The sequence below is a fragment of the Streptomyces sp. NPDC031479 genome (genome assembly GCF_055581065.1).
Genome location: NZ_JBVIKC010000014.1, coordinates 21,286 through 33,177, shown reverse-complemented (window position 1 = coordinate 33,177; position 11,892 = coordinate 21,286). Strand labels below are relative to the sequence as shown.

At 72.8% G+C, this 11,892-nt stretch carries 8 protein-coding genes; 3 read left to right on the top strand and 5 right to left on the bottom strand.

What is annotated here, in order from left to right; genetic code table 11:
* Positions 1–94 precede the first annotated feature (94 nt).
* Positions 95–1,588 carry a glycosyltransferase family 39 protein gene (locus ACZ5D2_RS17680; RefSeq protein ID WP_468930213.1) on the top strand — a complete coding sequence of 498 codons (1,494 nt, stop codon included), beginning with the start codon at positions 95–97 and terminating at the stop codon, positions 1,586–1,588.
* A gap of 12 nt (positions 1,589–1,600) precedes the next feature.
* On the opposite strand, the gene ACZ5D2_RS17675 is transcribed toward ACZ5D2_RS17680, so the two are convergent.
* Positions 1,601–3,103 carry an LCP family protein gene (locus ACZ5D2_RS17675; protein WP_468930210.1) on the bottom strand — a complete coding sequence of 501 codons (1,503 nt, stop codon included), beginning with the start codon at positions 3,101–3,103 and terminating at the stop codon, positions 1,601–1,603.
* A gap of 166 nt (positions 3,104–3,269) precedes the next feature.
* On the opposite strand from ACZ5D2_RS17675, the gene ACZ5D2_RS17670 reads away from it, so the two are divergent.
* Positions 3,270–4,295 (top strand): glycosyltransferase family 2 protein, encoded by a 1,026-nt coding sequence (locus ACZ5D2_RS17670; protein ID WP_371678261.1) that lies wholly within the window; start codon positions 3,270–3,272, stop codon positions 4,293–4,295.
* Between the two features lie 93 nt (positions 4,296–4,388).
* Here ACZ5D2_RS17670 and ACZ5D2_RS17665 read toward each other — a convergent pair whose 3' ends face one another.
* From ACZ5D2_RS17665 to ACZ5D2_RS17650, 4 genes are all read right to left on the bottom strand, one after another.
* Positions 4,389–6,083: an LCP family protein gene (locus ACZ5D2_RS17665; protein ID WP_371678262.1), complete on the bottom strand. Its 1,695-nt coding sequence runs from the start codon at positions 6,081–6,083 to the stop codon at positions 4,389–4,391.
* Between the two features lie 105 nt (positions 6,084–6,188).
* Complete coding sequence (locus ACZ5D2_RS17660; protein ID WP_371678263.1) at positions 6,189–7,922, bottom strand: LCP family protein; 1,734 nt, start codon at positions 7,920–7,922, stop codon at positions 6,189–6,191.
* Positions 7,923–8,144: 222 nt separating this feature from the next.
* Entirely contained in the window at positions 8,145–9,404 is a 1,260-nt protein-coding gene (locus ACZ5D2_RS17655) for an LCP family protein (RefSeq protein ID WP_468930205.1), read from the bottom strand.
* Positions 9,405–9,549: 145 nt separating this feature from the next.
* The gene (locus tag ACZ5D2_RS17650) at positions 9,550–10,299 is read right to left on the bottom strand and encodes a TIGR03089 family protein (protein WP_371678265.1); all 750 of its coding nucleotides are present in this window, start codon (positions 10,297–10,299) and stop codon (positions 9,550–9,552) included.
* 140 nt (positions 10,300–10,439) lie between these two features.
* Between ACZ5D2_RS17650 and ACZ5D2_RS17645 the strand changes: the two genes are divergently transcribed.
* Positions 10,440–11,852 (top strand): peptidoglycan recognition protein family protein, encoded by a 1,413-nt coding sequence (locus ACZ5D2_RS17645; protein ID WP_468930201.1) that lies wholly within the window; start codon positions 10,440–10,442, stop codon positions 11,850–11,852.
* Positions 11,853–11,892 lie beyond the last annotated feature (40 nt).

The window sequence follows — 11,892 nt, the reverse complement described above, 5'->3', positions numbered from 1 at the left end:
TTACGGGGGCCCCGTAGACTGGTCCGTCGACGTCCGGCTGCTCCGCCCGAGCGACGGCCTGCCCCTCGACCGGCCCTGCCGCGGAGAACCCCTGATGCCGACTGCCACCCAGACCACCGCCGCGGCCCCGTCCGCCCCCGCCCGACCGCGCGCGCGGCGGCTGACCGGGCCCGACTGGCTGTGGGCGGCGCTGCTGACCCTCGCGGTCACCGCCTTCCGGGGCGGCACCCCGCAGCTCTGGCGCGACGAGCTGGCCAGCTGGAACGCCGCCTCCCGCTCCACCGGCGAGCTGTTCGCCATGCTGGGTCACGTCGACGCCGTCTCCGGCCTCTACTACCTGGTGCTGCACGGCTGGGTCTCCGTGTTCGGGGACTCCGCGGCCATGCTGCGGCTGCCCTCGGCCCTGGCCATGGCCGGCTCCGCCGCCCTGGTGGTGCTGACCGCGCGGGCCCTGTTCGACCGCCGCACCGCCGTCTTCGCCGGGCTGCTGTTCGCGCTGCTGCCCGTCGTCACCCGGTACGGCACCGAGGCCCGCTCGTACGCCTTCGTCGTCCTCGCCGTCTCGGCCGCGACCTGGCTGCTGCTGCGGGCGCTGGAGCGGCCGGGTCCGGCGCGCTGGGCCGGGTACGCGGCGGCGGTCGCGGTGGCCGGGCTGCTGCACATGGTGGCCCTGCTGTTCCTGCTGCCGCACGCCATGGTCGTGGCGCTGCGCTGGTGGCGGGACCGGCGCGGGCGCACGGTGCTCACGTTCGCCCTGGCGGCCGTCGCCGGGCTGCTGCCGGTGATTCCGCTGGTGCTGCTGGGGCGTCAGCAGGTCGGCCGGCAGATCAGCTGGATCAAGACCCCGCGGATGCGGGACATCGCGGGTCTGTGGGACAACCTCTTCGCCTCCCCGCTCGTCGGGCTCGGCATCGCCGCGCTGGCCCTGCTGCCGCTGGCCTGGAGCCGGGGCCGGCGCCCCGCCGTGGAGCTGCTGCTGCTGGGCGCGATGCCGATCGTCGCCGTCTACGTGGTCTCGCAGGGCAGCACCTCGTACTTCATCGACCGCTACGTCCTGTTCACCGTGCCCGCGTGGGCGGTGCTGGCGGCCGCCGGACTGGCCGCCCTCAAGCCCCGTGCGGCCGGGGCGGCCGGGCTGGCCGCGCTGGTCCTGCTCGGCGTGCCCGACCAGCGTCACCTGCGTACCGAGCAGGCCAAGGAGACCTCCGACGGCCGGGCGGCGGCGCGGGTCATCGCGCAGGGCTACCGGCCCGGCGACGGTTTCGTGCCGGTCCGCGGCGCCGACCGGGTGTACATGGTCGACTTCCAGATCGAGTACTACCTGCCCGGCCGGGTCCGGCTCCACGACGTCTTCGCGGCCCGTTCGGCGCTGGACGCGAACGACCTCTTCCCGCGGGAGTGCGAGCGGCCCGAGCAGTGCCTCGGCGACACCCGGCGGATCTGGCTCGTCACCCGCGACACCGGCAAGGACGACCCGTACAACCGGCTGCCTGCCGACCAGGTGTGGGCGCTGAAGGGCCACTACCGGGTCGCCTCGACGACCGAGGTGCGCGGGCTGCACGTGTCCCTGCTGGAGCGGACCGGCTGAACCCGCCGGGGTTCAGCTCCCGCAGACCACCTGGTCCCCGGTGACCACGCCGAACTCGCCCTGGTACGGGTCCTCGGCCCGCACCGGCACGACCTTCTTGAAGTCCGCGCCCGCGATCACCAGCACCGTGCGCCCCTGTCCGGCGACCGCGCGCAGCTCGCTGCCCGGCAGCGCCGCGGACACCGTCCGCGCCGAGCGGTCCCAGCGGGGGTCGTACGCGATCACCGTGCGCCGGACCTCGCGGCTGGCGCCGGCCGCCGGGGCCTGGGTGGTGTCGAAGCCGGTGGCGCGCAGGGCGGCGTCCACCCGCCCGCCGAGCCCGTCGATCCGGGTCCCGTTCTCCACCTGGACGCGGATCTGCCGGGGCGGCACGTCGACCGGGACCGGCGCGGGCCCGCGCGGGGCCTGCCCGGGGCGGGCGGGGGCCAGCGGCTGGTCCTGGCGCAGCGCCTCGAAGAGCTTGGCGGCCTTCGGCTCGTCCCATTTCACCGTCGAGCCGATGCCCTTGACCTGGAAGGAGGGGTCCCCGACCGGCACGGAGGCGAACTCCGACGAGGAGGGGGTGAAGCCCCGCATGGCCTGTCCGAGCGCCAGCATCTGCTCCGACCCGAAGCCCCTGTCGGCGCGCACCGACCCCAGCAGGGTGGAGCTGACCTCCTTGAACTTCACCGGGTTCAGCAGGACGCCGCCCCCGGTGGCCTGCTTGATCAGGGCGGCGATGAACCGCTGCTGACGCTGCATCCGGCCCAGGTCGGAGGCCCCGTCCACGTGGCGCGAGCGCACGTACTGCAGGGCCTGGCCGCCGGTGAGCCGGTGGGTGCCGGGGAGCAGGTCGAGGCCGGTGTAGGTGTCGTGCATGGCCTTGGCCGTGCAGATCTCGACGCCGCCCATCGCGTCGACGGTCTTCATGAAGCTGGTGAAGTCGACCTCCAGGTAGTGGTCGATCTTCACGCGGGTCATGTTCTCGACGGTCCGTACGGTCAGGTTGGGGCCGCCCTCGGCGTAGGCGGCGTTCAGTTTCACCGGGTGGGCCTTGTGCGGATTGCCGGTGACCAGGTCCTGGTGCGCCGGAACCTCGGCGTAGCTGTCCCGGGGCAGGCTGATGACGCTGGCCCGTTCCCGGTCGGCGGAGAGGTGGACGAGCATCACGGTGTCGGTGCAGTGGCAGGGCGCGCCGCCGAGCCGGTACTCGCGCTTCTCCTCGGGGGTGATCTTCTCGCGTCCGTCGGTGCCGACCAGCAGGAAGTTCACCCCGTGACCGGCCTGCGGGCGGTTCTTCATGTCCTTGAACGGATCGACCCGTTCGATGCCGGTGTCCAGGCCGGTCATCACCGCGTGCCCGACCGCCCCGGAGCCCAGCACCACCAGCGAGAGCACGGCCGCGATCCGCACCCCCCAGCGTGGCCGGGGCTCCCGGTGCCCGGTCCGGCGACCGCCTCCGCCGCCGCGCGCGGACCGTGGCCGGGGTGGCTGGGAGCCGGGGGCGCGTCGGGTGGGACGGTGCGGTTGGGGCACGGGGGACACCTCCGCGGGGGCAGTGCGGGCGGATTATTCATATTCATCTGATTCGTCTGAACAGTAGGCCCATACGATCAGCCTCTGTCCGTACCGCTCGTCCGCCGCGCACCCGTTTCCCCCGTACGCGGTAACGTGACACCGATACCCGACCGTGAAGGACCACATGCCCGCCCAGCAGCCCGCAGTTTCGGTGATCATGCCGGTGCTCGACGAGGAGCGTCACCTGCGTGACTCCGTCCGGCACATCCTCGGACAGGAGTACGCAGGCGAGATAGAGGTGGTGATCGCGCTCGGGCCGTCCACGGACCGCACCGACGAGATCGCCGCCGAACTCGTCCGGGACGACCCGCGCGTCCACACCGTCCCGAACCCCACCGGCCGCACCCCCGCAGCCCTCAACGCCGCGATCAAGGCCTCGCGCCACCCGATCGTGGTGCGCGTCGACGGCCACGGCATGCTCTCCCCGAACTACATCGCCACCGCCGTCCGCCTCCTGGAGGAGACCGGGGCGCAGAACGTCGGCGGCATCATGCACGCCGAGGGCGAGAACGCCTGGGAGGACGCCGTCGCCGCCGCGATGACCTCGAAGATCGGCGTCGGCAACGCGGCCTTCCACACCGGTGGACAGGCCGGCCCGGCCGAGACCGTCTACCTCGGCGTCTTCCGCCGCGAGGCCCTCGAACAGCAGGGCGGGTACAACGAGGAGTTCATCCGCGCCCAGGACTGGGAGCTGAACTTCCGCATCCGCGAGGCCGGCGGTCTCATCTGGTTCTCGCCCGAGCTGAAGGTCCAGTACCGCCCACGGCCCTCGGTGCGGGCCCTCGCCAAGCAGTACAAGGACTACGGCCGCTGGCGGCACGTGGTGGCCCGCTACCACGCCGGCTCCATCAACCTGCGCTACCTGGCCCCGCCGACCGCCGTCTGCGCGATCGCGGCCGGGGTGGTCGCGGGTGTCGCCGTCAGCCCGTGGGCGTTCGCCGTCCCGGCCGGCTACCTCGCCGCGATCACCGCCGGCTCCGTCCCGGCGGGCAAGGGGCTGCCGCTGAAGGCCAGGGCGCAGATCCCCGTGGCCCTCGCCACGATGCACATGTGCTGGGGCTACGGCTTCCTCACCAGTCCGCGCTCGCTCGCCCGCAAGGTCATCGCCAGCCGCCGCCCGTCGGTGCGCCGCGACCCGGCCGAGGCCTGAGGGGCCGGGGCACCGACGCGAAAGGGGTGACCCGGTCCGTACGGACCGGGTCACCCCTTCGGCGTTGCGCGGAGCCGGCTCAGCGGCGCCGCGTCACCAGCGGTACGGCTTGTAGACGTCCATGCAGGCACCGGTGTCGGAGCCGTTGATCGCGTCGGCCGTGTCCGGGATCGCACCGGCCGGCGGCGGGGTCTGCTGCGGGAAGCCGTTGCCCTCGCGCCAGTCCGCGCCCACGACCAGCGTGATCTTCGAGACCTCGTCCGACTGCTGCACCGCCGTGCCCGGGATGCCCAGGGACGCCGCCACGCTCTGCGCCTCGTCCGCCAGTTCGGGCGTCGGGTAGCGCACCACGGTGGTCTTCTCCGGGGTCAGCGCGCTGTCCGCCCGGGCTCCGGTGAAGCCCTTGGAGACCAGGACCTCCGCGATCGCGTTCGCCCGGTGGGGCGCCAGCGGCTGGCCGGCCGCGGTGCCGTTGACCACGTTGACGGGGATCTTGTCCGGGGTGGTGACCGGGGCCTTCGAGGCCCCCTGGGTGGGCTGGGCCGGCTCCTGCGAGCCTCCGGGGGCCGGCTGCGAGGCGCCCGGCGCGGGCTGGGAGGCCGAGGGGCTCTGCGGGGTCTGCGGCTCGCCGTTCTTGTCGAACGCGACGTCCTTGCGGAGCATCGTCCACAGCTTGTCGGCGTCCGCCGGGTTCACGATGAGCCGGTCCACGTCCCGCGGGTCCTGGAAGGTCGGCATCGTCGTCATCGTGATGCGGTTGGTGGGGACGTCCTTGAGCTGCATGGCCAGGTTGTAGAGCTTCTTGACCGAGCCGATCTCCTCGGAGACCTCCAGCGCCTTGGTGCCGGCCTCCGCCAGGTCCGTGATCCGGCCGACGTCGGTGAAGGCGTTCTGGCCCTTGAGCTCGCGCATCATCGAGTTCATGTACATGTGCTGGGCCTGCGCCCGGCCCAGGTCGCTGCTGAACGCGTGCCGGGTGCGCAGCCACTGGAGCGCCTGCTCGCCCTTGACCCGGGTCGTGCCCTTCTGGAGCTTGAGGCCGGAGCCGCCGCCGGAGGTGGGCAGCGGCCGGTCCCAGACGTTGTCCTTGACGCAGACCGGGACGCCGCCGACGGCGTCGGCCATCTTCACGACACCGGAGAAGTCGATCATCATCCAGTGGTCGATGTAGACGTTGGTCAGCTTCTCCCAGGTGGCCAGCGTGCAGCCGGGGCCGCCGCGGCCGAGCGACTCGTTGATCATCGCGTTGGTCTTCTTGAACTTCTCGCCGGTCTTGGGATCCGTGCACTCGGGTATGTCGACCCGGGTGTCGCGCGGGATGCTCACGACCGAGGCGTTCTCCCGGTCCGCCGACACGTGCAGCAGCATCTGCACGTCCGCGAGCGGGGGGTTCCCCACGGTGTCGCTGCTGCCGCCGAGTTCCACGTTCTCCGGCTTGTTGCGGCTGTCGGAGCCGATCAGCAGGATGTTCAGCGGGCGCTGGCCCTTGGCGTTGGCGTGGGTCTTCTCCACGCCGCTCTCACCGCTGAGGCGCTGCCCGCTGCGGATGTTGCCGTCGAGATGACGGTAGTAGAGGTACCCGGCCGCCGACGTCCCCAGGATCAGGAACGCCAGCACGGACGCCACCCAGAACAGCACCCGCCGGCGCTTGCGCCGCACGGGTGCCCCACCGCCGCCCTGGCCCGACCGCGGTGGAGGCACCGCGCCGGAAGCGCCCGTCCCCCCGCCGGATATGCCGCCGGTGGCCTGGTCGGGCGCCCCCTCCCCCCGCACGCTGCTGTGCCTCACGCGTACCCCCCTCAAGATCACTGATGTCGGTGTTGTGCCGGGCCTACCGGCTACCGCCCGGTCGTGCGGCGGTGGGTGGGTGGCGGCGGCGTAACCGCGCTCCCGTCACTTGGCGCAGACCGCCTTGTCCGCCTCGACCCGCTGCAGCCCCTCGGGGGCCTGCTGCGGGGCGGCCGGCGCACCGAGCGGCGTACCCGGCTCCTTGAAGTCGGAGCCGAGGGTCAGCTTCATCGGGGTCTTCGGCCCCGCGTCCACCGTGCCGACCTTCATGGCCGCGGCGGACAGCCCCATCATGTCCGCCAGCGCCCGTGCCTGGTCGGCCTGGTTGGGGGCGTACTCCAGCTGCGTGGCCGCGAGCCGCTCCGCGGCGTTGCCGTGGTTGCTCGCCTTGTAGACGCCCTTCGCGTTCTGCAGCCAGGTCAGGGTGGTGGAGGCCGATCCCGGGGGGCCGCCGCCGTTGTACACGTCCACCCGGACGTCCCCGGCCGGCGCCCGGTTCCCCTGGAGCAGCGCGTCCTGCTTGGCGTCGGCGGCCTCCTTCGCGGCGTGCTCCTTCTTCTCCACCTCGGTGAGGGAGACGTCCTCGCGGATCATCTGGAGGAGGGGGTCGGCCTGTGAGGAGTTGACGACGACGGTCGCCTTCCGGTTCGACGGCTCGTTCGGATTGTCGACCACCGGCAGCGTCGTGAAGGTGACGTTCTTCAGGTTCATGTCCTTCAGTTCACCGGCGAGGTCGGTGAGCTTGCCGATGGACCCCAGCCCCTGGTCCACGGTCAGCGACTTGGTGGCCGCCTCCGCGAGCGAGAAGAACTTCTTCGGACTGGTCAGCGTCTCCTTGGACTTCATCTCGCGCATCATCGAACTGAGGAACTGCTGCTGGGTCTTGATCCGGTCGAGATCGCTCTCGTTGCCGAAGGAGTGCCGGGTCCGTACGAAGGCCAGCGCCTGTTCGCCCTGCAGCCGGTGCTCGCCGGCCTTCAGGTTCAGCTTGGAATCACGGTCGTTGACGTCCTTGGCCAGGCACACGGGCACACCGCCGACCGCCGTGCTCAGGTTCTTGACCGCGTTGAAGTCGACCATCATGAAGTTGTCGACGCCGATCCCCGTGAGCTGCTTGACCGTGCGCATCGTGCAGCCCGGGTCGCGGCCCTCCTGGCCCAGGCTGTTGTTGAAGCGGCTGCCCTTGGTGGCGGGGATCTGCTTCACCGAGCCGTTCGACTGCTTCGTCGGGCAGACCGGGATGTCGGTGATCAGGTCGCGCGGGATCGACAGGGCGGTCGCGTTGCTGCGGTCCTTCGACACGTGGAAGAGGATCGTGGTGTCGGCGTGGCCGACGCTCTCGGCGTCCCCGTAGCCCTCGTTGCCCGCGCCGCTGCGCTTGTCGGTGCCGATCACCAGGATGTTGATCGGCTGGTCCTTCTTGAAGCTGCCGCCCGCACCGTTGGTGTCGATGACCTTCAGGTTTCCGTTGAGGTGCTGGTAGTACAGGTACGACGCCAGCCCGCCGCCGACCAGCAGGAACGCCAGCGTCCCGCCGGTGACGGCCAGCGCCCTGCGCCGCCGTTTGGCCGCTCCGCCGCCACCGGGCCCGCGGGGCTTGCCGCCGCGCCTGCCGCCGGGCGGGCCTTCGCCGCGCCGGGGTTTGGGGACCGCGGGGGAGGGGGCCGCCGGCGCGGCGGGAGCCGTGGGGCGTCTGCGGGTCCTGCGGGGGGTGGTGACGGAGTGCTGCTGCGCAGGGGAATTACCCAGTCGCAGTTCGTAGTTGCCAGTGCGGGGATTGAGGACCCACTGGTCTGCGGGGTCGATTTCGTCCGCCCGCCCACGGCTTTGCGCATCCACGGTTGCTCGAATCCTCCGTCGGTGCCTCGCGACGCGCCTCCCCCCAGGCGCGCGGTCAACGATCCGGCTGCTGGTGCACGGTGTCTTCGCTTCCGGTGCACCGGATCGCTCACCCTATCCGCCCAGGTCAGCTGCAAACCATGCTGGTGACAAAATCCACTCCCCCGATAACTGCCCAAAACGCCCATCCAGTGCGGTTGGACCACCGGCTTTTGGATTGCTTTACCGGCAGTCGGCCGTGTCCGCCGTGGTTCCTGTGAAAGTCGGGTCCGGAAGGGGGGCGGACGTGGTTCCGCTTTTCGCTCGCACAGAGTCGCGGAACACCTCGGCGGGGGAGAGCGGGGCGGGCTCCGCGGCGGCCGCGGACGCGGGTGCGGAGGCGGCCGTCGGCGCGGCCGTCGAGGTGGGCACGGGCGGGGTGACCGTCACGGGCCGGTCAAGCCGCAGCCACTGGAACAGCCGCCCCGCTTCGGGCTCCAGCAGTTCGTCCCGGTTGGGGTTCGCGGGGTAGGGCCGCCGCGGCACCGTCAGGAACCCGATCCGGTCGGACGGTATGTCCCTCACGCTCCGTACGAGTTCGTACAGCCCGCGCAGCGAGGCCAGCCCCGGGTCGGTGGTCAGCGCGGAGGTGGCCGCGTCCAGCAGCGGGTAGAGCCGCGCCGGGTTCAGCAGGACGCCGTTGCTCTGCACCTTCTTGACGAGCGAGCCGAGGAACTGCTGCTGGCGCTCCATCCGTTCGGTGTCGCTGCCGTTGCCCAGGCCGTACCGGGCCCGGACGAAACCCAGCGCCTGTTCCCCCTGGAGGAGGTGGCGGCCCGCCGGGAGCCGCAGGTGCGCCTCGGCGTCGTTCACCGGCTGCCGCAGGCACACCTCCACCCCGCCCACGGCGTCGACCATCTGCTTGAAACCGCCGAAGTCCAGCACCATGTGGTGGTCGATCCGGACGCCCGTGAGCCGCTCGACCGTACGGATCGTGCAGGCGGCCCCGCCCCACTGGAAGGCCCAGTTGAACTGGGCGAAGCGCTCGGCGGTACGGGTCCCGTCGGCGGCCCGGCAGCTCGGGACGTCCGTCATCAGGTCCCGGGGTATCGAGACGGCCGTCACGCTCGCGCCGTCCGCCGACAGGTGCAGCAGGATCGTCGTGTCGGAACGCTGCGTGCCGCCGTCCTGCCCGTAGCCCGCGTTCTCCCGGCCGGACCGCGAGTCCGAGCCGATCAGCAGGATGTTCCGGGCGCCCTCGGTGGAGTGCCCCGGGCGCTCGCGCTCGTAGCGGCGCAGTTCCGCCTCGGCGGAGGTGTCCGCGGTGATGTTCCCGTCGAGCTTGGCGTACAGCCACCAGCCGGTGGCCGCGCCCGCCAGGACCAGCAGGACGGCCCCGAGCCCGATCCAGCGCAGCAGCCGGCGACGCCGACGGTCGGCCGGGGGCCTCGGCCCGCCTCCGGCCGCCCCGGTGCCGCCCGGTATGCCCGCGCTGTCCCTCACTCGCGTTCCGTCCCCTCGCCGAACCGGCTGCCAGCCGTACGGGTGAGTACGGCCTGGAGCCGATCCTGCCCCCGGGGGGCGCGGACGGCCCGGGGGCACCGCCCTGTACAGGGCCATGCGGGTGACAGATCGCGCGAAGTCGCCGTCAGACGGTGTGAGTGACGCGCTCGCTCTCGGTCCGCTGCTCCAGCGCCTGCGGCGACAGCCGGTCCAGGTGGCGGCACAGCACCACCGAGCCGCCGGTGGCCAGCGCCCCGTACAGCCCCGAGGAGAGTCCCTCCCAGCTGTCGTAGCCCAGCCCCGACAGCACCCGGGCGCCCTCGCCGAAGCCGCGTGCCGCCGCGTCCGCCCGGGCCCGCTCGACCACGGCCGCGTACGAGAGCTCCTCGCCGCCCACCACCAGCCCCGGGGCGTCGGCGTCGACCGGCGCGAACGGGGCGAAGCGGTCGCCCTGCCCCGGCACCTCCACCGCGTAGTCCGCGAACCCGGCCGGCGGCTGCGGGAACCGCCCGCCCAGGGGACGCAGCGCGAGCGCGACCCGCTCCCCGGAACAGCCGCGGGCCTCCTCCAGGGTGTCGGGCCCGCTCACCACCAGGTCCGCGCCGGCCGGGTCGCCGCCGACCTCGGCGACCACGCCGACCGAGGCGCAGGCGAGCAGCCACACGGCGCTCTGCCAGTGCGCGGGGAGCAGCAGGGCGAGCCGGTCGCCCGGCTCGGCGGCCAGGTCGCCCTGGAGCAGATTGGCGGTCTTGGCCACCCAATTGGCGAAGGTGGCGACGGACAATTCGACGCGCTCGCCCGTGGCGTCGTCGTAGAAGGTGACGAGGGGGCGGCCCGGATCGGCGGCGAGCGCGGATCGCAGCAGGTCGGCAGGGGTGCGGTCAGTGGCGTTCACCCGCCCCAGCCTACGCGGGCCCTTCCCTCGTACGGAGGGCAGCGGCTGCGCCGTCCAGGGGAGGCGCGGCCCCGGCGTTGTCGGACGGATCGTCAGTTCTCCGATGGCGCTTCGTGAGGGCTGTGCCCAGCATCGCTTCCATGCGTGGATTCCTTGCTTCCTCGATCGGTGTCGCGACCGCGGCCGCACTGGCCCTGCCGCTCGCGCTCTCCACTCCGGCCCTGGCCGCCGCGTCCGAGGGCGCGGCGGCCCCCGTGACCCCCGCGGGGTCCACCCAGTCCCTGCCGCTCGCCCCCCTCGGCCCCTCCGACGGCCGGATCCCCGGCGTACCGGGCATGAGCGCCTCGCCCGGCCGCCCCGAGACGCGCGGGCTCGCCGCCCGGGACGTGAAGACCTTCTCGCTGGTCGGCGTCGTATGGGACGACGCCGCCACCCGGCTCGTCGGCCGGGTCCAGGTCCGCACCCGCGCGGCGGGCACGGGCGCCTGGTCCGGCTGGCAGGACGTCGAGACCCACAACGGCGAACACGGCGCCGACCCCGACGCGGTGGAGCGCGGCTCGCGCCGCGTCCGCGGCAGCACCGCTCCGCTGTGGGTCGGCGCCTCCGACGGGATCGAGGTCCGGGTCCACGCCGAGACCGGCGGCGACACGCGGGCCGAGTCCCGGCTCCCCTCGGGCCTGCGCATCGAACTCGTCGACCCGGGAGCGGCGGAGCCCGTCGCCGTGCTCGACGGCAAGAACGCCGGCCGCCCGTCGTCCCCGGCCGGCGACGACAAGGGCGACGCGGCGCTCCTGCCCGAGATGACCATGGAGGGGGCCGAGTCCTCCGCCGCGAACGTCCCGCACGCCACGCTCGGCGCGCTGGAGATCGGCGCGCTGAACAAGGCCGACTCCACCGCCGACGCCGTCCTCGCCGCCGACGGATCCCTCGGCGCGGCCGCCCGCCCGTACATCGGCCCGCGCCCGCGGATCGTCACCCGGCGCGGCTGGGGCGCCGACGAGAGCCTGCGCGAGACGGGCTTCGTCTACACGAACACCGTCAAGGCGGCCTTCGTCCACCACACCGCCTCCGGCAACAACTACGCCTGCAAGGACGCTCCGGCGGTGCTGCGCAGCCTCTACCGCTACCACGTGGTCAGCGAGGGCTGGCGGGACATCGGCTACAACTTCGCCGTCGACCGCTGCGGGACGGTCTACGAGGGCCGGGCGGGCGGGGTCGCCAAGCCGGTGCTCGGCGCGCACACCATGGGGTTCAACGCGGACAGCATGGGCATCGCCGTGATCGGCTCCTTCGGCGGCGCCGCCCCGCCGAAGGCGGCCGTCGACGCGGTGGCCCGGCTCACGGCCTGGAAGCTCGGGCTGTTCGGCGCGGACCCGAGGGCGAAGACCACCCTGAGGTCGGGCGGCGGGAACCGGTTCCCGAAGGGGAGCAGCGTGAAGATGAACGTGATCTCGGGCCACCGCGACGGCTTCGCCACGGAATGCCCCGGCAGGCAGCTGTACAAACAGCTGCCCCCGACCCGCACGACATCGGCGAGACTCCAGGGCCGCTGACCCCTGCCCTGGCCGGGCGGCGGGGTGCGGGGCGGCGGGG

Bases quoted from the DNA above. Each gene is read 5' to 3' on its own strand.
- ACZ5D2_RS17680 (WP_468930213.1), top strand. From the start codon at position 95: ATGCCGACTGCCACCCAGACCACCGCCGCGGCCCCGTCCGCCCCCGCC.
- ACZ5D2_RS17670 (WP_371678261.1), top strand. From the start codon at position 3,270: ATGCCCGCCCAGCAGCCCGCAGTTTCGGTGATCATGCCGGTGCTCGAC.
- ACZ5D2_RS17645 (WP_468930201.1), top strand. From the start codon at position 10,440: ATGCGTGGATTCCTTGCTTCCTCGATCGGTGTCGCGACCGCGGCCGCA.